17 protein-coding genes are annotated in these 25,134 nt (G+C 34.5%); 6 read left to right on the forward strand and 11 right to left on the reverse strand.

What is annotated here, in order from left to right:
- From P8H68_RS00570 to P8H68_RS00595, 6 genes are all read left to right on the forward strand, one after another.
- Nucleotides 1–613: AraC family transcriptional regulator (locus P8H68_RS00570; RefSeq protein ID WP_300320236.1), on the forward strand; the 613-nt coding region annotated here is incomplete at its 5' end.
- A 142-nt stretch (nt 614–755) separates the two neighbouring features.
- Nucleotides 756–2,417, forward strand: a complete 1,662-nt coding sequence (locus P8H68_RS00575; RefSeq protein WP_300320239.1) for an altronate dehydratase family protein — start codon at nt 756–758, stop codon at nt 2,415–2,417.
- Nucleotides 2,418–2,443: 26 nt separating this feature from the next.
- Nucleotides 2,444–3,223 (forward strand): glucose 1-dehydrogenase, encoded by a 780-nt coding sequence (locus tag P8H68_RS00580; protein WP_300320241.1) that lies wholly within the window; start codon nt 2,444–2,446, stop codon nt 3,221–3,223.
- Between the two features lie 18 nt (nt 3,224–3,241).
- Nucleotides 3,242–4,099 carry a fumarylacetoacetate hydrolase family protein gene (locus P8H68_RS00585; RefSeq protein WP_300320243.1) on the forward strand — a complete coding sequence of 286 codons (858 nt, stop codon included), beginning with the start codon at nt 3,242–3,244 and terminating at the stop codon, nt 4,097–4,099.
- A 263-nt stretch (nt 4,100–4,362) separates the two neighbouring features.
- Nucleotides 4,363–5,511, forward strand: coding sequence for an alpha-hydroxy acid oxidase (locus tag P8H68_RS00590; RefSeq protein ID WP_300320245.1), 1,149 nt, complete (start codon nt 4,363–4,365; stop codon nt 5,509–5,511).
- A gap of 101 nt (nt 5,512–5,612) precedes the next feature.
- On the forward strand, nt 5,613–6,038 hold the full coding sequence (locus tag P8H68_RS00595; protein ID WP_300320248.1) for a nucleoside-diphosphate kinase: 426 nt from the start codon (nt 5,613–5,615) through the stop codon (nt 6,036–6,038).
- 341 nt (nt 6,039–6,379) lie between these two features.
- Here P8H68_RS00595 and P8H68_RS00600 read toward each other — a convergent pair whose 3' ends face one another.
- From P8H68_RS00600 to P8H68_RS00650, 11 genes are all read right to left on the reverse strand, one after another.
- Nucleotides 6,380–7,675, reverse strand: a complete 1,296-nt coding sequence (locus tag P8H68_RS00600) for a TRAP transporter large permease (RefSeq protein WP_300320251.1) — start codon at nt 7,673–7,675, stop codon at nt 6,380–6,382.
- Nucleotides 7,675–8,142: a TRAP transporter small permease gene (locus P8H68_RS00605; protein ID WP_300320254.1), complete on the reverse strand. Its 468-nt coding sequence runs from the start codon at nt 8,140–8,142 to the stop codon at nt 7,675–7,677. The genes P8H68_RS00600 and P8H68_RS00605 overlap by 1 nt, the downstream gene beginning before the upstream one ends.
- Before the next feature lie 7 nt (nt 8,143–8,149).
- On the reverse strand, nt 8,150–9,130 hold the full coding sequence (locus P8H68_RS00610) for a TRAP transporter substrate-binding protein (protein WP_300320256.1): 981 nt from the start codon (nt 9,128–9,130) through the stop codon (nt 8,150–8,152).
- Nucleotides 9,131–9,243: 113 nt separating this feature from the next.
- Entirely contained in the window at nt 9,244–12,210 is a 2,967-nt protein-coding gene (locus P8H68_RS00615; protein WP_300320258.1) for a chondroitinase family polysaccharide lyase, read from the reverse strand.
- A 234-nt stretch (nt 12,211–12,444) separates the two neighbouring features.
- Nucleotides 12,445–13,848 carry a T9SS type A sorting domain-containing protein gene (locus P8H68_RS00620; RefSeq protein ID WP_300320261.1) on the reverse strand — a complete coding sequence of 468 codons (1,404 nt, stop codon included), beginning with the start codon at nt 13,846–13,848 and terminating at the stop codon, nt 12,445–12,447.
- A gap of 206 nt (nt 13,849–14,054) precedes the next feature.
- Nucleotides 14,055–15,530, reverse strand: a complete 1,476-nt coding sequence (locus P8H68_RS00625) for a T9SS type A sorting domain-containing protein (RefSeq protein ID WP_300320264.1) — start codon at nt 15,528–15,530, stop codon at nt 14,055–14,057.
- A gap of 153 nt (nt 15,531–15,683) precedes the next feature.
- On the reverse strand, nt 15,684–19,541 hold the full coding sequence (locus P8H68_RS00630; protein ID WP_300320267.1) for a chondroitinase family polysaccharide lyase: 3,858 nt from the start codon (nt 19,539–19,541) through the stop codon (nt 15,684–15,686).
- A 110-nt stretch (nt 19,542–19,651) separates the two neighbouring features.
- Nucleotides 19,652–21,313, reverse strand: a complete 1,662-nt coding sequence (locus tag P8H68_RS00635; RefSeq protein WP_300320270.1) for a glycosyl hydrolase family 28-related protein — start codon at nt 21,311–21,313, stop codon at nt 19,652–19,654.
- An 11-nt stretch (nt 21,314–21,324) separates the two neighbouring features.
- Nucleotides 21,325–22,890, reverse strand: coding sequence for a sulfatase (locus tag P8H68_RS00640; RefSeq protein WP_300320273.1), 1,566 nt, complete (start codon nt 22,888–22,890; stop codon nt 21,325–21,327).
- 67 nt (nt 22,891–22,957) lie between these two features.
- On the reverse strand, nt 22,958–23,554 hold the full coding sequence (locus P8H68_RS00645; RefSeq protein WP_300320275.1) for a DNRLRE domain-containing protein: 597 nt from the start codon (nt 23,552–23,554) through the stop codon (nt 22,958–22,960).
- Between the two features lie 18 nt (nt 23,555–23,572).
- Nucleotides 23,573–25,129 carry a DUF4955 domain-containing protein gene (locus P8H68_RS00650; protein WP_300320278.1) on the reverse strand — a complete coding sequence of 519 codons (1,557 nt, stop codon included), beginning with the start codon at nt 25,127–25,129 and terminating at the stop codon, nt 23,573–23,575.
- Nucleotides 25,130–25,134 lie beyond the last annotated feature (5 nt).

Genomic DNA, 25,134 nt, shown 5'->3' on the forward strand with positions numbered 1-25,134 from the left:
GGCAATAGCAATTCATTTTAAGCAAAATTATTTAGGAGCAGCTTTTTTTGAAACACCAGAAATGATTCATCTTTTAGAATTGTTTGAAAGGTCTAAATGTGGCTTGAAGTTTTTAAATGTCGGAACAGATGTGATTGATGAAATTCAAGAGATGTTGGAGATGAAAGGTTTTCTTAAAACCATTTCATTTTTAATGATTCTTGATAAATTGGCAAAACATAAAGAGGTTAAAAAATTAGCGAGTGATGGTTTCGTAAATTCCTTTAAGGCTACAAAAAGTGAGGTGCAAGACAATGTACAAGCCTATATATTTAAAAATTTCAATAAAGAGATCAATCTAGAAGAGGCCGCAAACATTGCACATATGAATGTATCTGCTTTTAGTAGGTACTTCAAACGAGTGAACAGAAAAACGTTTTCTAGATATGTTACGGAAATTAGAATTGGCTACGCATGTAAATTATTAATGGAAAAAAGGTTTAATATAGCCGCTGTTTGTTATGAATCTGGTTTTAATAATATCTCTAATTTTAATAGACAATTTAAATTGGTCATGGGTTGTACCCCCTCTGAGTATTTGAAAAATTACAACGTAAAAACCAATACAATTTGATCAAAAAGCACGGAATTTTGCGATTTATCATGACTTCTATTGGTAAGATGCAATAATAGTATCATATAGTGCTATATTGATATAACATCTACCTTCATTTTCATCCTAATTTTGTCTCATAATAAAACAGGAGATACATTTTATGAAGGATTCTAAGCAGGTTTTACAAATTCATAGTAAGGATAATGTACTTGTAGCATTAACCGATTTGAAAGAATTTTCTGAGGTTGTATTTGGAGAAAAATTTTACCAACTTAAAGAAAGTATTCCCGCAAAACATAAATTCAGTGTCGTTGATTTAGAAAAAGGTGATGCTGTCTATATGTATGGTGTTTTGGTTGGTAGAGCTATAAAGAGAATTTCTAAAGGAGGTTTGATAAGTACTTCTAATTTGGAACACGATACAGAAAAATACCAAGTATCGGAAACTAAAGTAACTATGTCATGGGATGCTCCTGATATTCGTAAGTTTGAAAATAAAACATTCAATGGTTATCATAGGGAAGATGGAAAAGTAGGGACAGAGAATAATTGGTTGATCATTCCATTGGTTTTTTGTCAAAACAGAAATGTAGAAGTTCTAGAGCAAGCACTAGTTGATGAATTGGGTTTTTCAAAAAAGAAACATGCTCAATTTGATGTGAAAAGTTTAGTCGAGAGTTACAATAATGGAGCATCGGAATCGGAGTTGTTAGCTAAAGATATTATCATAAGCGATAGTCATAATTATAAAAACCCCTTGTTCCCAAATATTGACGGAATCAAATTTCTAACTCATGATGGAGGCTGCGGTGGGGCAACATCGGACTCGGTAACCCTTTGCAATTTATTGGCAGGTTATATAAACAACCCCAATGTAGCAGGAGCTACTATTTTAAGTTTGGGCTGTCAACATGCACAGGTGAGTATTTTACAAGATGCCTTGAAAAAAATGTCACCAAAGATAGATAAAACAGTTTATGTTTTGGAACAACAACAAAGCGTTTCTGAAAAGGATTTAATTTCAGAGGCAATAAAAAAGACGTTTATAGGTCTTGTTCAGGCCAATAAAATAGAAAGAAAACCGGCCCCCTTAGATAAGTTAGTGATTGGTTTAGAGTGCGGGGGATCCGATGGGTTTTCTGGTATTTCAGCAAATCCTACTTTGGGTTATGTGTCTGATTTAATTGTCGGTTTAGGCGGCGCAACCGTTTTGTCTGAGTTTCCAGAATTAAATGGAGTAGAGCAAGAATTAATCAATAGATGTTCTAACGAAAGGATAGCCAATAAATTTTCAAACATCATGTCGGTTTACAGTGAAAAAGCAGATGCGTTGGGTGCTGGGTTTTATGCGAATCCATCGCCAGGAAATATCAAGGATGGTTTGATAACCGACGCGATTAAATCTGCGGGAGCAGCAAAGAAAGGAGGAACATCGCCAGTTCAAGATGTTTTGGATTATACGGAACAAGTTCAAAAACCTGGATTGAACTTATTGTGTACACCAGGGAACGATGTGGAATCCACAACAGGTTTGGCAGGCTCAGGAACTAATGTTATCTTGTTTACTACCGGGTTAGGAACTCCTACAGGAAACCCAATTACACCCGTTATTAAAGTAGCATCAAATTCAAAATTATATCAAAAAATGAATGATATAATAGATTTTAATACAGGGAGTGTCATTGAAGGAACTATGGATATTTCGGAAGCAGGAGAGGCCTTGTTAGAATATATCATAAAAGTGGCAAGTGGAGAGCAAACCAAGGCCAGGATCTTAGGTCAAGATGATTTTATTCCTTGGAAACGTGGAATGTCTTTATAAAAATAGAATACTATAATTGTGATTGTATGAAGTTTAGTTTAAAAAATAAAATAGCTCTAGTAACTGGTGGAGGAAGCGGAATAGGGAAAGCTATTTCAATGACATTTGCACAGCAAGGAGCTAAGGTACACATCTTAGATTTTAATTTAGAGGGTGCGGAAGAGACAATTCTTGAAATAGAAAAATTAGGAGGTACCGGAAAAGCACATCAATGCGATGTGTCGAATCAAAAAAATGTAACAGATGTAATTTCTTCCATTTCAAAAGAAGAGAATATCTCTATTTTGGTAAACAATGCTGGTATTGCCCATGTAGGAAATGTGGAGGCAGTGGAAGAGGAAGATTTGGATCGTTTGTATAACGTAAATATCAAAGGCGTGTATAATTGTATCAAAGCAAGTATTCCTTCTTTAAAAGAGAATGGAGGAGGAGTAATTCTTAACGTAGCGTCTATTGGCTCAACAGTAGGACTAAATGATCGGTTTGCTTATTCTATGTCGAAAGGGGCCGTTTTGACGATGACCTATTCTATAGCAAAGGATTATATAAATGATGGGATCAGATGTAATTGTATTGCACCAGGAAGAGTGCACACTCCTTTTGTAGATGGTTTTATTAGTAAGAATTACCCTGGGCAAGAGGAAGAGATGTTTGAAAAATTATCTAAAACGCAACCTATTGGTAGAATGGGAAGTACACAAGAAATAGCAGATTTAGTTCTGTTCTTGTGTTCTGATGAAGCTGGATTTATTACAGGATCAAACTATCCAATAGATGGAGGGTTTGTAACATTAAATGGAAAATAATAAAATAAATAATAGTATATGAAGTTAATTAGATTTGGAGCAGTTGGGCAGGAGAAACCTGGAGTACAACTAGCAAACGGAAAAAAGATTGATGTTTCTGGATTTGGTTCAGATTATAACGAAGATTTTTTTGGAAATGATGGTATTGATAAATTAAAGCAATGGGTAGCAAGCAATGAAACTTCTTGCCCAGAAATTGGAGATGAGGTTAGATTGGGAGCTCCCTTAACAAGGCCTTCTAAAATTGTATGTGTTGGATTGAATTATGCACAGCATGCAGCGGAAGCAGGTATGGAAGTACCAAAAGAACCAGTTTTGTTTTTTAAAGCAACTTCCGCAATGGTAGGACCTTATGACGATATTATGATTCCAAAAGGAAGTACTAAAACAGACTGGGAAGTTGAATTGTCAGTAGTGATAGGTAAAAAAGCAGCTTATTTAGAGAAAGATGAAGTAATTGATCATATTGCTGGGTATGTATTGCACAATGATGTAAGTGAGAGAGCGTTTCAACTAGAACGTTCTGGGCAATGGGTAAAAGGAAAGAGCTGTGATACTTTTGCACCGATAGGTCCTTTTATTGCAACAACCGATGAAATTGAAGATCCAAACAATTTAAATCTTTGGTTAAAGTTAAATGGTAAGGTGATGCAGAATAGTTCTACGTCAGATTTTATTTTCAATATTCAAGAAGCAATCAGTCATATTTCTCAATTTATGACGTTGTTACCTGGGGATATTATTTCCACAGGAACTCCTTTTGGTGTAGGGATGGGATTGAAACCAGAATTATACTTAAAACCTGGAGATGTTGTAGAATTAGGGATAGAAGGTTTAGGTGTCTCTAAACAAAATGTGGTTGCCTATAAAAAATAGAATTTAGTTTAGTTTAAGCGTAAAGGTTTGTTTTTTCTGATGTAAATTAGAGAATACAAACCTTTTTTCTTTGAATAATGATATTTAAAAATTGCATTATCTGTGTATTGTATGTTTATATAGCAAAAAAAGTATCACTTTGAATCAAATATTAGGGAGACAATGGCTCATAAATCCTATAATATTGTACTGTAAAGTTATTCTATATCTAGTTCGTAATTTTCAAGACATTATTGTCATAAATAGTAAGAAAAATAAATATCATGAAACTAACAATCAATCCAAAATATCCATCCGTAGACGATTTAAGAAAAAGAGCAATGGTAAAAATGCCAAAATTTGCTTTTGAATATCTAGATGGAGGCTGTAATGAAGATATCAATTTAGATAAAAATAGAACTGATTTACAAAAGATAGAATTGATGCCTCAATATTTATCTAAATTTGAAAAATCAGAGATGAAAACTGAATTATTTGGACATACGTATGATGCTCCTTTCGGGATTGCTCCAGTTGGACTTCAAGGATTGATGTGGCCAAATGCTCCGGAGATTCTTGCGAAAGCTGCAAAAGAGCATAACATCCCATTTATTTTAAGTACGGTTACTACTTCTAGTATAGAGCGTATTGCGGAAATCACAGAAGGAAAGTCTTGGTTTCAATTGTACCATCCTGCAGAAGAATCTATGAAAAGAGATTTATTGGATAGAGCTGCAGTTGCTGGTACGGACGTATTGGTAATCTTGGCAGATGTACCCACCTTTGGATATAGACCGAGGGATGTTCGTAATGGGCTGGCAATGCCACCAAGTATGAGTGTTAAAAATATTATTGAAGTAATGAAAAAGCCTGATTGGGCCTTACAAACATTAATTCATGGACAACCTAGTTTTAAAACGTTAGAGAAATATATGCCTAAAGGGTTAAATTTAAAAAAGTTAGGGGAATTTATGGATGCCACCTTTTCGGGAAGACTTAATGAAGAAAGAATAGCTTCTATTCGTGAACAATGGAAAGGGAAATTAGTTATAAAAGGAGTGGTAAGTGAAGAAGATGCTCAAAAAGCTATAAACTTAGGTGTTGATGGAATTATTGTTTCCAACCATGGAGGTCGTCAGTTAGATGCAGGACAATCTTCTATAGTACCGATGACAAACTTAGCAGAGAAATTTGGTGATCAAATAAAAATAATGGTCGATTCTGGTTTGAGAGGAGGTCCGGATATCGCTAGAGCAATGGCTAGTGGGGCAGATTTTACTTTTATGGGTAGAAGTTTTATGTATGGAGTTGGTGCTTTAGGAAAACAAGGAGGAGATCATACGACTTCTCTAATGAAAAGAGAGTTATTACAAGTAATGGAGCAAATTTGCTGTCAAGAAACAGGAGCTTTCCAACCTCACTTGATTAAATAACAACAAAAATTTTAGGGGACTTTCTATTGATTTGATTCAAGTGTTAGTCCCTTTTTTATATTAATCTTCAGTATTAAGCATACATAAATTCTAGAAATAGAATGAGTACAAATAGAACTTTTACAATGTTAAAACCGGATGCGATTGCAAAAGGTTATATGATCCCAATTTTAAATAAGATTGATGCAGCAGGTTTTAAAATAGTCGCCATGAAGTTGACTCAATTAGATAAGCAGAAGGCCTCTGAATTTTATGGAATTCATAAAGAGAAACCTTTTTTTAATGAATTAGTAGCTTATATGACTAGTGGGCCTATTGTAGCTGCAGTGCTAGAAAAAAGTAATGCGGTTGAGGATTTTAGAACCTTAATTGGAGCAACAGATCCAAAACAAGCATTAAAAGGAACCATAAGAAATCAATTTGCAGAATCTATTGCTGAAAATGCAATCCATGGTTCTGACTCTGATGAAAATGCCTTAATTGAAAGTGAATTTCACTTTGAGAATAATGAAATAGTAACATATTAACAAAAGTAATGACTTCAGAAAACCAAATTATTGAATTCTTATTGCATTCAGATAAATTTAATAAAAGAACTGAACTGATAAGCCTAGCAAAGCAATATATGATTCATTGTGTAGATCGCATTAGAGCATATGAACTGGCCTTAGAAGATCTTGATATTAGTCTTTAACAAGTTAATAATTACACGAAATTATGTAAGTCCCTTCAGTTTTTGAAGGGACTTTTTTATGTTTAATGAAAACGGATCAATGCTACTTTAGAATCAAACACAAGCTTTTACTGTTAAAATTAAAAAAGCCTTTCAATTTTATTGAAAGGCTTTTTGCTTTGGTATAATATATTTTTATAATCCGAATACACTTGGCAACCATAAGCTTAATGAAGGTACATAAGTAATCAGCATTAAAGCTAAAATCATTGCTAAGAATAAAGGCAATAATGGTTTAACTACTTTTTCAATAGTTGTATTAGCAATTCCTACACCCACAAATAAAACAGAGCCTACAGGGGGAGTACAAAGTCCGACACATAAATTAAGTACCATTATGATACCAAATTGTACTGGATCCATCCCTAGCTTTGTAATAATAGGTAAAAAGATGGGTGTGAAAATCAATACTGCAGGAGTCATGTCCATGAAAATCCCAACAAATAGTAACAAGAAGTTGATGATCAAAAGAATGACAATTTTATTGTCACTAATTCCTAATAAAACTTCAGAAATATTCTGAGGAATATTTTCATACGACATTACCCATGACATGCTCATAGAAGCACCAATTAATAACATTACAATCGCTGTAGTCCCACAAGAATCTAATAAAATTTGAGGCAAATCTTTTACGGTAATTTCTTTATACCAAAACCCTAAAATCAGTGTGTACAAAACAGCAATTGCGGATGCCTCCGTTGCTGTAAAAATTCCAACAACAATACCACCAATAACTACTACTAAAAGCATCAGGCTAGGGAAAGCGTCAATAAATGTTTTTCCAACAGCTTTAAAGGAACTTCTTTCACCGAGTTTGTAGCCTTTTTTCTTAGCCCAAAATGAAGCAACAACCATCAGCAATAAACCGGTTAAAATCCCTGGAATATATCCTGCTATAAATAGTGCCGCAATAGAAACTCCACCACTTGCAAGTGAATAAACAATTAGTACATTACTCGGAGGAATAATCAAACCTATAGTAGAAGAGGTGATATTAACAGCAGCTCCAAACTCTTTTGAATATCCTTCTTTTTCCATTTCAGGACCTAATATACTTCCCATTGCAGATGCAGATGCCATGGCAGAACCTGCAATAGATCCCATTAGCATAGCAGCAATTACATTGATCAGCGCTAATCCTCCAGGAAGAGATCCCACAAGGGTTTTGGCAAAATTGATCAATCGATGTGCAATTCCACCTTTATTCATGAGCTGGCCGGACAATACAAAAAACGGAATAGCCAATAAGGCGAAACTGTCCAAACCTGTCCCTATACGTTGTGAAACCGTTGTTAATGCAGGTAACACAGGGATACTTGCAAACATGGTAAGTAGAGATGAAATAGCAATACTCCATGCAACCGGAACTCCGATTAATAAAAAACTTAAAAAACTTAAAACTAATATGATTATGGGTATATATTCCATTACAATAATTGTTTGTTGATGATGTCTGAGACTTTGTAAAAAATGATCAATGCTCCACTAATTGGGATCACCAAATAAACCAATGCTAATGGGATTTGTAAGGCCGCAGAGTATTGCTCCAAACTGTAGGTGATATACACCAACCTAATGCCTCCAATAATCAAAGCTCCGAAACAGAATAAAATGACTAATGTATTTACAAAAACTTTTAGTTTGACTTGATTTGCTTCACTCAGTTTTTGAGGAATTAAGTCAATGGCAACATGCATTCTCTTTCCAGATATATAGGCGGCACCTAAGACTCCTACCCAAATCATTAAATATCTTGCCAATTCATCTGTAAACGAACTTGGAGTTCCTATTACAAATCTGGTAAATACTTGCCATAAAACATTGATAACCATAATTCCCATAATCACAGAAAGTGTGGTTCCTAAAATAGCATCTACTTTTTTTCTAATTTCCATAATACTTTTATTTAACCGCTTGAATTCGGTGAATCAAACTATACACATCATTTTCATCTTTATAGTCTTCATACATAGAAGTAACCATTTCTTGAAAGCTTGATTTATCAGGTCGGATGATTTCAACTCCCGCCTTTTGAACTTCTTCCAAAGCTTCTTTTTCAGCAGTTGCCCATAATTTTCTTTGATAGGTAACGGATGCTGTAGCAGAGGCTTGAACCCATTCTTGCTGCTGCTTGTTCAGGCTGTTCCAAAGATGAGTTCCCATGATTAAAACATCGGGTACTGTTGTATGTTCGTCTAAAGAATAGAATTTACAAACCTCATAATGACGTGATAGATAAAAACTTGGTGGATTGTTTTCTGCTCCATCCACAACACCTTGTTGCAGCGAAGTATATAATTCACCCCATGAAATTGGAGTAGGAGAGCCACCTAAACTGTTCACCATGTTCATAGCGGTTACACTTTCCATAACACGAATTTTCAAACCTTTCAAATCTTCTGGTTTAGAAATAGGACGGTCTTTTGTGTAAAAACTTCTACTTCCAGAATCGTAATAACCTAAACCTTTTAGCCAGTACTTTTGTCCACCATCCAATAATTCTTTTCCAATTTTTCCATCTAAAACTTCAAAGGCATGAGCACGGTCTCTGAATAAAAATGGCAATCCGAATACTTTCATGTTGGGTGCAAAATTTTCCATAATCGCAGCCGATACCTTAGTCATACCCAAACTTCCAATTTGCAAAAGTTCCACTGTCTGACGTTCATTACCCAGTTGCTGATTTGGGTAAATTTCGATGGCTAAAGTACCTCCAGATCTTTTTTCTAAATCGCTAGCCATAAATTCCATAGCTTTATGTACTGGATGGCTCATGTCTAATCCATGCGCTAACTTGATCGTTTTTGTTTTCTGTATGGATTCACACGAGTTTAGGGAAAATAGGAGTATAGCCAGAATAATAGCTATAGGTGTTTTCTTCATTTTGGTTTTGTTTAGTTCCTCGGTTGAGAGGTGTTTAATTTCGTGTAAATATAACAAAAACCACTACAGAAATACAATCGATTGTATTTATTTTTTCTGTTTTAGATCTTCACCTATTCAGTTTCAAGATGTAAGGTGGATTTAAATCCATGTTGAAAAATCATTTCTACGCAAGTATTTCCATTTTCGTTTGTGATTTTTTCTATGTCATGATTGTTTTTGATAGTCCAATTTCCTTTAAAGGTAATTTTTAGGCTTACGGGTCTACTATTGTTTATATATCTATTAGATTTAACCGCTTCAAAATTTAAATCTGGTTGTACGATAGAAACTTCATAAGAATTACTAGATTGTTTTTTTGACATAATAATAGCAGGTTGTGAAACCTTTGTTAGAATTCCGCGTTGTATTGGTTCTGAAGCGTTAAAGATTACAAATGCACTGGTATTGGTTGGCTTGTCGTGCACGATATGTGCATTTGCGTTTGCTTGAAGGATGTTATAAGACTTATCTTTTTTTGCTTTTTTACCAAATTTTTTAAACTCCTCTTTTTTCATAAAAGGGTATATTACATATTGGTAAGAAGCATTAGAGGGACTTATGCCGTGATCAATCCATGCAGAAGCAAATTTTCCTTTAGTTTCTTTTTGCCCTTTTCCTTTAGGGTCCATTTTACCCGTTTTAATCGAGTATTTATTATGATATGAGTTTTGTTCTTTTCTAGCATTTATGGCCTTTGAGTTTGATAGGATATAATATCCATTTCCATAAGGATCAATTACAAAGTTTCCACATTCTTTTTCATAAGATGATTTTGAAATAGATCCACCCTTTTGTGCATATGTAGGATTGTTTGTTTTATTCAATGCGGTTTGGAATAAATTGGTTTGTGTCGGGTTTTTAGAATCTACACTTGAGATATTGGTACCGATGCAAATTAATTTTTCTCCAAATGAAAAAATAGATTTTTTAGCTTTAAGCTTTCCTGGAAACCCTACGTTCACTTCATTTCCATCAGCATTAGAACCTTTAGATTCGTTTAAAATCATTCCGAACACTCCATTACCATTTTGTTCTAAGCTTCCTGCAAAAGTTTCGCTAGAGCGATACATCAATAGGGGAGTATTAGGTTCCAAATCAGAAAATGGAAGATAAATAATGGTGGCACCTGGGTATCTATTCCAATCCCAACCATTTTGTTTGAAACCACTTCTGGCTTCTCCTTTTTCATTTAAAAGTTGGATGGTTCCATTCGCAGGATATCTTCCATATCGGTTGGAACCTACATATATTTCAGAAGCCCAAACATATTTGCTATAACCTTTTATAATGGCTGCCCAATCATTTCTTCTATGAATTGCAGTAGCTGCATAAGGCAAAGACTTATAGCCATCTAAATTTTCTTCTTTAATATTATTAAGTTTAGCAAATGTGTCACGACTTAGAGCATCACTTTTACCCCAAAGTCTAAGATAGGCACTTGCAACTTCCCTGTCAATTTTCTCCGTTCCTTCTGGATTACCAGAGTAAGCCATTTGTAAATAAGGTGTTTTCAACGATTTTATGTCATTGCCATCCAAAGGATGTCTACCGGCATTTCCAAATCCATAGTCGTATTTCTGACTGTATTCTCGAGTCGTTAAAAATGCGTTCTTGAAGTTTGCATGTCCTTTTTCAGAAATTCTGAAATTTGTACCAGATAAAGTTTGAATAATTCTTGGAACATTTCTAAAAGCTCCCATTCCATAAGCGGGATAATGACCATTGTGATGCCATGATGTACCATCTATTTTAAAACCCCATTCTTGGTTTTGTTGCCCTAGCGTGATTCCGATGTAATTTGAGTAAGCATTTAAAACTACAGCCTGTTTGTTGCTTTCATCAACTAAAAAAATAAGAAGTAGATGATAGTAAGCTTGGGTATTAAGATAGTCTAGATTGACATGAAATTTTGTTTCATCATCGAGAACCATCCCCAAATTAAATAACCAATGTAAACTTCCACCGACTTTATTTAGTAAATCAGCCTCTTCTAATGTTTTACGCATCATAAAAAAGCCTTCTGCCAGTTCTCTAACATTATAACCAATATGATGTCTAGTTCCACCAGAAGCTCCTTCTTGCCAACCTTGATCTAAATAATAATTAGTTGCCATTAGAAACATTTTTTCAAGTTCTTTTTTTTCATTTGCCGAGGCAGAAGAAAAACTTTGGCCAATGTTTTTTATTATTTTTCCTAAATCATTTATCTCATTGCTTTGAAATGGTCCTTGTTGTTTGGCATCAAAGTAAATTTGCTCTTGCTTGAAATTCATTGGTGGACCTAAAATGGTTTTTCCGTTATCCGATAGTCGTAATTTCTCAAAGGATGTTTTGATTTTCTCAAGGTCTACTTTTCTTTTTTTATACGTACCAATGGCGTTGTCTAGTTTTTTTTCAATAGTCTTGAGGTCTTGTTTTTGTGTGGAAGTTATTTTTGTTGGTTCGATGCTATTGATAAAATCCATATTAGTCATCAAAGGCATCCAATGGTCTGATCCTGGTTCTTTGTCCGATTTTATAAAAGGAACGACTCTATCTGGGTACGAATGTCTGTCATCTTGATATTGAGAAAATACAATATCGTCAAAATACAAGGCCCCTTTCGCAGCTTTTGTACTTATAGAAAAATCTATAATTTGTAACTCTTCTTCTTTATTTGGTGCTGCTCCTTTCATTTCATAATAAGGAACCCAAATGGTTCTCCATCCTGTAAAACTTAATTCAATTTCAAAAAATATTTCCTCATTAGAATTGGTTTTAGTAGCTATTTTTATTTTTTCTTTTTGAGCAAATTCATTGTAGATTGAAAATGATAGGGTAGGACTCGCAGGAAAATGGTCTCCATATTTTAAAGGACTTTCCTCTAAAGTCAATGCTCTAAGGTTTTTAGTGGTGAAGGATCCTGGTTGAGTCCATTCCCATTTTAAAGACTGTTTCCCAAATTTATGATGCTGATTGCTGGTAGATAGATTAGATCCTTTAGAAGGAGTGTAATATTCTAGGGCTTCATTTTTTTCGAAAGATTCAATTGCTGGCATGTATTGACTTTGAGAAATAAATGTTTGCGAGATAAAAATGAAAGTGATAAAAAACTTATTTGTTTTTAGGAAGGTATAAATCATGTTTCTAATTTAATATTAATTAAGTACGAGATAAAATTAATAGTATTAGAAATTTTAATAACGGGGATTTTTGGTCTCAAAGAAGGGGGAGAATACTCAAAAAAAAAGCTCCCTATTAATAATAGGAAGCTTTCTGACTAGAAAACTAATTTACTCGATCACAATTTTTGTACTGGAAGATATTCCATTTTTTGTGGTTAAAAAAAGAATGTAAAGACCAGATTTTATAGATTGAATATCAATAGATGAAACCGCGGCTGACTCATAGATTATTTTTCCTGTAAGGTCAATTAACTGAACTGTGTCAATCGTTGTATTTTGCTGAGTCTTTATAAATAACGTATTTCTTACTGGGTTAGGGTAGGCACTAAAACTAATTTTTTCTTGAGACTTTGTACTGGCAACTCCGCTATATGTTGCCCACATTAAATTGTCGAAAGCTACAGAACCATTTGAGGTGTCAGCATTTCTAAAACCAATAGTAAAATCACCTGTGATGTCAATGTTTTCAACTTTAAAAATATATTCTTCGTCATTTGTAGTATTACTAGTTGTTCCAACAGTGTTTCCGTTAATCAATAACTCTAAATTTGCTGAGGTTGTTGTGAATATATTTTTACAAGAAACGGCAAATGATTTGATCCCACCAGAAATGGTTCCAGAAGTTAAACCCGTTTTATCAGCAACCATGTATAACTCTTTTGTAGGGCCAATTCTATTTGTGGTTGTTTTCGCTTCTATAGTCCAAGAAAATCCATTATCGCCGGCGTAACTTTCGGTAGACCATTCGTTTGTTGGATCTGTGTAGTTTTCTAAGGTCTCTTGATAACCGCTCCAAGAATATTTAACATCAGAAATATTCCAGTTTCCGTTTCTATTGTCGGTACCACTGAAAGGGTTTCCATCATTGTGGTAAGTGTATTTGAAGGCTAATACAAATTTATCAGAGCCTGAAGTGCTGATGTGATCAGCTAGATCCAGATTTGAATAGGCCCAATTTCCGTCGTTTGCATAGATTCCATTAATATTGGTAATATTTGCTGTTACATCTATCCATGTAGCGGTTGAAGGATCTGCACCATCAGTATAGTTGAATGCAATCAAAACCTGAAAGTCTTCATCATCAGCTCCTTCATGGTATTGATTTTGTGAAGCAAAGCAGACTGACATTTCAAGTAATTTAGAGATATCTACGCTTTGAGTGACGAGCCAACTAATACCTTCATAGTTTTCGGTACTACTATTACCCGATAATTTGATGGATTTAGGAGTTCTAACATCCGTATAATGACCAATATTATTTGTAGGTCTGATAAATCCTAAAATACTTGTCCCTGGAGCATCAACTTCATCGGTTGGTAAATTAGCCGTTCTTTTGATTAATGTTCCTACTGCAACATTGTTAGGATTGTGACTTACAAAACTTGTAAAACCTGAATTAGTATCGAATTGAAAATCATTGTACTCCACAATGTTTTCAACTTGAGCAAAGCAAGTAAACATTCCTATGGAAAGAAGTAAAGCAAAGAATAATGTATATGTAATTTTTTTCATAAAATAATGGAATTGATTGTTCTATAAAGTTAATGCATTATTAAAATTATGATGAGGGATGAATTGTTCATACTAAGGGGGCGAATTGTTCTAAATAATGTTAATGTTTTGGAATCTATGGGGTTGGAAAGAATCTGTTTGATCACTAAAATAAAAAACTCCTTGATAAAAATCAAGGAGCTTCATAAGAGAGGTCGTTTTATTTTTTAATTGATCACAATTCGTTCAGAGGAAATTTTTCCATTCGATAATGTTAATTGTAGAATGTATATTCCTTTTTTGAAATTTGAAACATCAATAGACTTTCTGTATTTATCTTCAAAAATGGTTTTACCAGTCATGTCTATCAATCGGATACTATTTATAGATTCTACTGAACTTTCTTGAATGTTTAAAATAGAGCTTACGGGGTTAGGGTAAATGGTGATTTTTGTATTAAGTTTTTCACTTACAGTATTGGCAGTAGCTTCTATTGTTGTAAAATTTGCTTCTTGGAATTCGATGAAACCGGTATTGTTCGCTGCAGTTAATTCTGATGCTAAAACCATTCGGTAATATCTGTAAGGTACGTTACTTGTGTTAACGGCTCTAATTTGTTCCGCTGCATCACTAGCTGAATCTTGAGTTGGGGTAAATGCTCCTCCACCAACATCTGTCCAACTTGCTTCATCATTACTAGCTTCTATTTTCCAAGATGTTGGATCAACACCAGATTTTGCTGCATTTCTTACGGTATATTTAATTTCTGAAACAATTACTGGATTGTAGGCGTCCGAAACTTTAAAAACAGGACCTTCCTCCACAGGTATGGTCTGTCCAGAAATAAATCTTGTAGCATAGCTTTCTAGAGCAAATAAACGATCGAAATATCTTGGATTAAAGTTTGTGTTGTTGTCTCCAGAGCTAGCATATGGTTCATCAAAAATTGCAGTTTGTCCAGAACCGTTAGTATTTAATGTGATACTTCCAGGAATTACATCAACGGGTGTCAATTGAAAATTAACATCAGCAACATAAAAAGTTCCATGCGTATTAACATCTGAAACAAAAGTAGAATTGTCGCTTACATTTTTAAAAGCTACAGTTACATTAGAACTACTGGTGTAAGAAGAAAGATCTAGTTCACCTAACACGAAAGTTTCTCCTTTTAATCCTGCGGTAGCAATTTCGCCAGTAATATTGGAGGTCTCATCAGTCCATGTTGCCGTATTAGGAGCATTACCATGAGTGTAATTTGTAGAAACCCATATAGTAAGGCTTGAGTTGCCTCCAATGGCATACCTCTGTTGAGTTCTAAAAGAAACACTTGGTGCATTGATACTTGTTAGATCTTGTGAAGTCATCAAAGCCCAAGCTTCAATTTCATGGTTCGTATCAGCAGGACTTCCTGTTACATTTTTAAATGAAATAGTTCGTTGGTCTCTAGCAGAGCCTTCTGGAATTCTATCTGCTGGTCTAGAAGTGAATATAGGATCCGTATCACTCGCATCCGGTATGTCACCAACTCTTTTACCGATATCAGCAACGGTTTGACCTACATTTGTTACAATTTGTATTGTAAAACCTCTACCTTCATTTTCATATCTAAAATCTTCATAATAAAATGAAGTTTGAGAATTAGCCAGAAAGGAAATTAATCCGAGGCTAAAAAATAGAATTGTGTTTAAAGTAATTTTTCTCATAATTGTTGTTCTTAATTGGTTAATGTGATGTAAAATTATTTCAATTAAGTACAGCGGATAGGGGAGTTATTCTTCCTTTTTGAGGGGTGAATTGTTCGAATCAAAAAAAAAGCCTCATAAAAACGGATGTCTTTTAATGAGGCTTTTTTGAAATTAGTTAATGACAATCTTTTTTGTCATAATAGAACCATTGGAGAGGTGTACGGTAATATAGTAAACACCATTTTTGAAGTTTTTTGTGTCAATAGGTCTTGCTGATTTCTGCTGATATACTTTTTGACCCAAGCTATTGAACAGTTCTACCATAGCAACCTTATTGTTTGATTCATTTACCATTAAATTGATAAAAGAATTAGTTGGATTAGGATAAATGATAAGGGGATTTTCCAAGATTACATCCTTAGCACTTAAGTTTTCCGAACTATTAAAAAAGTTCACATCAGAGATATAGAATATTCCATTTCTATTGCTAGATGAATGAGCAGTGTTATTACTTTGGTATTTAAATGCCAAGGTAAAATTAGAACTATTGATAGTAGAAATATCTAATAGAGATTTTAAATAAACAAGATTGTCTTGATTATCATTATTTGCAATATTACCAAGTTGATTGGTAACGTCTGTCCAAGTTGCAGTGGTTACATCATCAATATAATCAGTGGAGGTTAAGACGGATAACGAGGAGGTGCCTCCATTTGCATATCTAGATTCCGTCCAAAATGAAATATATTTTTTGGTATCATTCTCATCAATATAAGGGTTTTTACTTGAAAGATCCACAGAAGTTAACGGAATCCATACCTCCAATTCGTAATTTTGACTTGAAGTTGTCCCAACAATAGAAATCGCTTTTTGGTCCCTGTTTTCGTTAGTCGGAATACGAACAGTTGGTCTCGCTTCATCAAACTCTCCATTAGAATCATTATAATCAACAATATCTGAAATGGTTTTTCCAAGATTTGATTCTAATTGCCCATCGGTGTTTTTTACAATCTGCACATCAAATCCTCTATTACCACTGTTGTATCTAAAGTCCTCATAAAAGAAAGAAGGGTAATATGGGTTGTATACACCTGAATACAATTCAATATCCACAGGTAGTCCATCTTTTAAATCTACTTGTAGGATTGTTTCATTCACACCTGCTGTTATTTGTACATTTCCTCCAGAAGCTGTGTTTAAAGTCCAATCTCCATTTAGTACCAAGCTGGTCGTAATTGACTGACTGGCGCCATTATCGTTCGCGAAATTTAAATCGGGTTGTACCATTGATAAATTTAGATTGTTTCCAGCGGATTCTGTGATCACAAGACAAGGAGTGTCATTACTTTTTATGGGAGTTGTAGTTCCATATGCTCCGTTTTGAAATAACACATATCCATATTTTGAATTGTATTTTACAATATGGGCAGTTGCATCTTTTTGAATGACCTCATAGAAAAAAGGAGTTTCTTTTTCCATTTCATTTGAGAAACTTTCCATATCAGCGGCAGTTGTTCCAGGAATGATAACATATTCATATCCTTGATCTGTTGGTGCTGTACTGTGATTGATATAAGCCGAAGCAAAATTACCGGTGGTCATTATTGGAGTATTATCCGGGGTTTCTTGACCATCTTCCATTGGGGAAGATTGTGCTTTTCTTTCAATTACAATTTCACCTCCTTTTTTGATATAATACCCTGTGTTAAAAGTATCTAATATCCAATGATTGTTTTCTGAAGATAATGGAGAAGGTGCGTATGGGAATGTAGTTGTGTTATTATTATCAATGAAAATAGGAGTACTAGTGTTATTTAATTTGTTTTGAAACAGGTTTGTAGCTGTGATATTACTATTATCGTTGTTGTTTATATTGGAACCCAGACAAATGATTTTTCCACCAAAACAAAAAGTAGACTTTTTAAAGGTAAAAGTAGTATTGTATGTTGATGTAACATCTTTTTTACCCTCTAATACATCCTTCTGGGTAAAATCCATTCCAAAGATACCGATGTTTCCCTCTAATTTATTGTCCACATAATAATTTGCTTTAGAGCCGAATCTTAAACTCGCAGAAAAATTAGAATCTGTTTTTTCATCTTGTCTGTTTATGGCAGCTTTTAAGTCGTTCCAAGACATGTGAATACTAGTAGTTCCGGGAGGCATATTCCAATTCCATCCGTTGATATCAAATCCAGAATTTACATGTCCTCCTGGATACATAATTTCCACGGCTCCATAGCTTTGGTAGCGTCCGTATCGATTGTCTTTGGTGTAAATTTCAGTCCCCCAAAAATATTTGTTGAACCCCTTTATATCTGCCACCCAATTGTCTTGTCGATATACTCCTAAATTAGAAAAGTTAATCTGCCAAAATCCGTTTGGTGGTGTTTCTGCTGGGTAAGAATTTGTATCGCTATCGGATCCTTCTATATAATTGTATGCAGCAACCAATTGTTCATCAACCGGGGCTATCAGACCAAGGTGTTTATAGGCACTAGTGATAGAAATATCATTCAAAGGAGATCTTCCTGAAAGAGAATTGCTAAAGTTATCTTTTGACATTACAACTCTGGCAACTGAAAGGATTTTTTTGAAAACGTCTCTTTTTTCAGAAGAAATACCAAACGTGCTACTTGAAATATAATTTGCCGCTTGAGAAAGACTTTTGTAGGAACCAAATGCATATTGTGGATAAAATACATTGTGATGGAAACCGGTATAATCTACCTTAACTCCAGTTTTTTCTTTGGCATAGGTAGTTAGCCAAGTTTGAGCGTAATTCCTAAATCCTTTTAAATATTGAATTTGTTCCGCTTCCGTTGATTTGTACAAGCAGGCCCCTAATAAGGGAAGAGATCTTGTCAGCGCATCGTCCATATTGCTATCATGCGCGGTTGGATGCCAAATGATATCTAAAGCAGCATACCATTCAACCATTTTTTGTGATGCATTCCAAAGCCCTGCATCTTCTAATTCAGATTTCATTAAATGAATAGATTTCGCAACGTTTCTAAATCTATAACCTATATGATGAATGGTTTCTACTAGACTACCTTCTGCATAACCTTGATCTAATAAATATCGAATGGAATTAAGAAAATAAGTTAGACTTGTATTGGTGTTATTGTGCTTGTAATCTCTTGCTAAAACATGAATAAAATCATCCACAACAGCAATCGATTGACTATCGGAATAATCTGTTCCATATATTGGGACCCCTGTTGTGATGCCATTAGCATAATTGATTTCTAGACTTTGATATGCCGCAATCGCTGTGTTTACAGCATCAGTACCAGGTTTGTTACTTAAAATAAAATCATTATATTCTTGTTTTACTTTAGCAAGATCATTTTTTTCCTGTTCCGTCGGATTTTCATCTAAAGGCACCGTTTTGGGTAGAGATTGAAAATAAACGATATCTCCCCAATGCTCATTATTATTAGCATTTATAAACGTTAACTGATAATCAGGAGCCCTTGAAGTGTTTCTGTCCATGGTATAATCGATGTAATCAAAATACATGGTTCCACTGCCCGTAGAGGGAGCTTTGATTTTTAGAGTTCTGATATCATCATTACTTTTGGCTCCACTCATTTCATTTTTATAACTTGCTGATGCCGCTCTCCAACCTGTAAAGTTTAAATAAAAATCATAGTTAAATTGAGTGGCATTGTTATTGTCTTGAAATTCGAATTGAAAAGCTGCATTATCAATAGCTTGTTCTGAATAAATCCACATTCTAAACATGTTTTTATAATACTCTAAAACTTCCTCTTTGACCAAGCCATTTTGATGCAAGTTAGACACGGTTAAAACATCATTGGCATTCCAGTCCCATTGCAAAGATTTTTTACCAAGTTTATAATGTTTGTCGGATATAGTTAAAGAGCCTGAGGAGGCGGACCAATTATTTGGAACTTCCGCTGTCTCAAAAGATTGATCTTGCGAATAGATTTTAAAGTCTGCTAAAAATACACTTATACAAACGAGTATAATTAGAGGATTTTTAAGATTATTTTTTTTCATTTAGTTTTTAATTAGTTCGATTAAGGTTGAATCCATAAAATTAAAAGTAACGCGTGGCATAAATGGGGGGTAGTTTGGCTTTATGGGAGGGTAAAAATGTTCGAAAACATTTATTTGCTGAGCCTAATCGCTAACTGAGTACTGTATAAAGGAATTACTTTTTTAGTAATGTTTAAAGCCTCTACATAAATATAAGCATCTTCTCGATTATTTGAGGTATGCTCAATGCTTAATCTGCAATTCGGAGTTTTGGATCTAATGGCAACTACATTACTTCGAAGGTATTGCTTATGACAATCTATATGCATTTCATTATTAAATTGTTCGGGGTTTCTCCAGATCCAAGAATAAAAAAGCTCGTTGTATTTTCCATCTTTCCAACCTTGCATTTCAATATCCCAAAAAGTATTGAATTCTCCAGCATGCGGTAAATTTTGTGGAGCACCTCCTCCAGCAATTTTTTCAATATTGGTTATGTTTTCAAATAAGTTGTACATAGGTGGACAAAATCCGGGGTTTCCAATTCCATGCAGGTCAATCGTAGAGGGGTATTTGAATTGAATATTTCGAAAAACATTACCGAAAGAACAACCTTCTAAACTAGGACCATGTGTCATTTGGCTTTGAATATTAATGTTTTGCACAAGGTTATCTGAAGAGTGATACATTTTAGGAGAATAATGACCTTTTTTTCCTGTGATAAGGATGTTTTCGATGGTGACATTTTTACTATTCACAAGATGGGTAGTTTGTGTATAATTATCTATGTGAATGTCTCGAATCCATCCATTTGCGACTCTATGTAAATTGATAGCTCCCCATCCGTAATCCATCTCTCTGTTTAGATGATGTTTGTATTTACCATTCCATGCAGATTTGAAATAAAAATGTTCTACACCTATATTTTTAAGCATAGGTATAACGGTTATCTGGGGATTGAATTTTTTATTTAATTCCCTTCTTGTAGGTTGTTTGATCAACAGGGTTTGAGGATCAACAATACGGTCCACTTCCACTAACCATTGAAAAGATCTAGCTTTTTCTTTTCCAGCTTCTGTATAGCTTTTTTGAAAATCTTCAAATACTAGAGGTTGCATTAATTCGTGCATTAAGTTTCCATTTGCACTTGTGTTTTGAAGAGAAATGATGATATAGTCTCCGGTTGAAATATTTTCAGTTGAACCTACGGGTATAAGTGTGGCATTACTAGGAATGCTTGTTGTGATATTTGTAGTCGAAGGCATGGAATCAACATGAAAAAAACTATGGGTATCATGTAAATTTAGACCACTATGAAAAACAAAAGGAGACAACCAAGGGCTATCCGTTTCCTCCTGATTTGTGGGGCTTCCACTTAAAATGACCGTTCCCGTTTTAGAGGAACCAGCACCTCTTAGAATAATATTACTATGGTTTATGTGTACAATATTAGTTTTATTAGGGGTAGAATTAACTAAAAAAGTACCATTGGGGAATTTTACAATTCCTCCATTATTATTCCCTGCTGCTTCAATGGTTGCATTAATCGCTTTAGTATCATCAATTGAATCGTTCGGTATTGCACCAAAATCCAATACATTAAAAGCATGTAAATCATCTTGTATAGGAATGTTTGTTTCTCCGTATTCATAACCTGCATAGGAGTAATCAGGTAGATTAGAAGAGATCCCTTCTTTTTTGAATTTTTTTAAAATTCTAGGCTCAAAACCATCCATTGTAGGTTTCGTACAACTAAGAAATATGCAAAAGATTGAAATGAACCAGATTTTCATGAGAACAGTTTTTATTGATATGGAATTAGGTCACTATATTTTTTGTTTTGATACCAAGGATCATTCGTTTTCTTTAATAACTCACTCAGAGTAGTAAGAAGTTTATCGGTTACTTCAGGTTGTTCTGAGGCAAGAATTTGATGCAATTGGTAAGGATCTTTTTCATTATCATAAAAGAAAACGGATGCCACTGAAGTTGCTTTTTTATTATCCCAAGGTTTTTTGTTTTCTTGTACGCAGAAAGTATATCTATTCGTCTGTACGCCACGTGAATTGCCAAGCATAATTAGAGCCGCTTCAGGCTTTTTTAGATCAGATTTTGAAGGAGCTGTTAGTAAGGATGCGTAATTGGTTCCTTCAATATCATTTGGGATGTCTTTATCAATACCAGCTAATCCCATCACAGTGGGTAAAACATCTGGAACACTCATAATTATATCTGAAATACCTGCATCAACACCTTCGGGCCAGTGCACTATAAAAGGGATCGCTAAAGATTCTAATTCGACAACGTTTTTCCCAGTTAAACCATGACTTCCTAACATTTCTCCATGGTCGGAGCTAAATATTACAATAGTATTATCTAGTTCTCCAGTTTTCTTTAATTCTTCTAATACATAACCGATATATTTGTCAGCGCTTGTAACATTTGCATAATAATGTCTTGCATAGTTTGCAATAGTAACATCAGCATTTTTTCTAACCACTAAGTCCTTATCAATATGAGGATATTTGTCTGTATCATAATGTTCATGCAAAGATTCCATATCTGTATTGGCATCATCCCATGGATTGTGAGGTGGATTCATGGACCAGATCATACAGAAAGGTTTGTTTGGATCTCTGTATTTTTTATTGTGTAAATAAGAAATAATTTTTTCAGCCTCATTTTTTGCAGAAAACATTTTGGGTAGATGTAATTCCCCATCTTTCTTCCCTTCAATAGCATCCGGATCATTTGAATAAATTCTTGGATTGAAATGTTCGTCTTTCAACGCTTGATAAAAGTATTCGATTCCATGCCTTTTGTCACTTGGTACATATGTATCATATTTATTTACATGATGGCCTCCAGGGGCTTCTGTCGTTCCAACATAATTCCCGTTTTTATCAAATAAAGGATCGTTTTTTAGCCAATGGCATTTTCCAAAATAGGAGGTGTTGTAACCTGCTTCTAAAAACAAATCAGGAATGGTGCTAATGTCGTCTTTTAAGCTGTGTTTTCTTCCTATTTTACAGTTATTCCATATTCCGTTTTGCTCGGGATATCTACCTGACATAAGCATTCCTCTATAGGGACTGCATAATGGAAAATTACTGATGGCATTAGTGAATACAATTCCGTTTTTAGCCAAACCATCTATGTTTGGGGTAACGACAGGGTCAGATTTCCCTTTGACAAAATCTTTATAAGGGGCTTCTGACCAAAATCCTGCGGAATAACGACGTAGTTGATCAGGGAATATGATCAACACGTTAGGCTTTTTATCTGATGTCTCTAACTTTGTTTTTTTCTGAGAACTACAAGATAAAGTTAAAATTGTAAGTGTGAAAAGTGAAAAATATTTTAAATACATAGGAGTTGGGTTGAAGTAAAAAGGATGAGTAATCTCATCCTTTTCAAAAGTTTTTTGGAATTTGAGTTTATTCTATCATCAAATAAGAAGCAACTTTAGGCGATTGCTCTTTAGATGGGGCCATAGAACTAATTTTATTGAAATTAGAATTTACCAATGCCAAAGTAATTTTTCTGTCTTTTTTACCATTAAAAAGTTGACTTACAATTTTTGCATCCAATTCAATTTCTAGTTTTTGATTCTTTCCATCCAACGACTGAGGAACTTCCATACTTGCTACCAATTCACCTAATTCTAAAGCACCAGACCAAGTAATAGAAAGTTCACGCCACTTATCATTTTCAACAGCATAGATTTCTAAATTAAATGTAGCTTCTGGCTGATTATCGTCTTTATATACTTTTAAGGGAATATGAAGAGTTACTTTATCAACACTTTTTAACTTTTTCGGCGTTTCGAATTTTAAATATGTGATACGAGCGTATTTAGAATCAGCATTAGAGTTGAAAATTCTTAAATTTTTTGGTGTGCTTTCACCAAAAGCCGTGTCAGCTGTATTCCCTCCTTGAATAAAGGCATCTTCCTTAACGATTAATTTTTGACTTTGACTTTGCGCTCCAAATGAAAATGCAGCAATGGTAAGTAGTGTTACTATTTTTTTCATGATATAAATATTTTAAGGTTATTGATGTTTTTGGATCCAGTTTGGCAGTTTCCCAAGTCTTAATTTCAATTGTTCTTCAAATAAAGATTCTGGTTGTACAGGATTCCCTATACTTTCTGCAATTTGTACTTCATTTTTATTGAAGGTAGTTGGTTCACCATGAAACCCGACAATAATAGGGGGTACTATTCGCCAATACCAAGAATCAGTTGCTACAAATCGAAAATCGTTAGTAGCAGGGCTTGTTTGTTTGTAGTTCCAAAGAACTAAATAACGTCCATGGTTTGGTAAATTCTGACGAGCTCCACCGGCACGACCAGCAAAAAATCCACCTTCAATATTATCAAATAAGGTGCATCTTGGCTGAGAGGCATGTGATTCAAAAGAAGTATGGGCAGGATATTTACTTCTCCAGATAACAGTCGCAGAGGTACTGCCTCCGCCAACTCCGACCGCATGATGCATCCCAGCTTTATCATTTACTTTCGCAATTAGGATACCCGTAGAACCACCCCCTGCATCTACAGAGCTATGACCTATGTTGCCTTCTATGGTAATATTGATAGCAGTACTATATGCTGCTTGTGAAAACCCCAAAGGATTCGTTACGTTTTTGAACGTGCAATTTCTTACCCAAGAATTTACAGCTCTAGAAATTTTTAGAATTCCCCAACCACTATCATCCTCAGCGGATCTATGATGTACAAATTCTTTGTCCCAATTCCCTTCAAAGCGCATGTTTTCAAATCCTAAGCCTTCAGAATGGGCGTAGCTATAAATTTGCCAACCATGTTTTTTCTCAACGTTGTAATGAATTGGTTCAAAAAAGGTAATTGTTTTTCCTTTAATGGAAGCTATCTGATGACGTTCGTTTACTTGAACTCCTTTGTTGATAATAGTTTTCCATGCATCTTCAACTTCCAAAGGAGCATTGTCGGCTTGCACCAATTTTTTATCGTTGTTGATCAGTTTAAGAATGATCCAGTCTCCTTTTTTTAATTTTGAAGGATCTTTAACTTTTAATTGGAAAGTTTCTCGTTTTGCATTGGAGGTAACTTCTGTTAATAGCCTATCAGATCCTCCAGCGCTCGTTTGAATTGCGCTTGGGCAACTGTACATTTTTTTAGGGTCTTTTGGAGGTAAATCATTCATAAAATGAAGGATGGAGCCATTCTCACCGTCTCCTTCTCCTTTAAATATAATGTTAGAAGATTTTATGATGATTTGACTTTGATCATCAGAATCTGTATTGATATGATATGTGCCTTTCGGAAAAAAAACAATTCCTTTTCTGTTTTTGATAGCTGCTGCAATTGCTTTTTTAATGGCTTCCTTATCCGATTTGGAGTCAGAAGGAACAGCACCAAAATCGGTAACATCAAATGTTTTATAAGTGACATCTGGAATTTCTACTTCGCTGTATTTATAACCGGCATATGAGAAATCGGGAAGAATTGCCTCTTTTCCATTTTTTTTTGCAGTAACAAAATTTTCCCATGTTGGAGAAGTTTGCCCATAATGTGCAGTCACGCTGAAAACGGTGATGAAAAATAAATATAAGTGTTTTGTTTTCATTTGAT

This window comes from Flavicella sp., from assembly GCF_029238425.1.
Taxonomy (GTDB): Bacteria; Bacteroidota; Bacteroidia; order Flavobacteriales; family Flavobacteriaceae; genus Flavicella.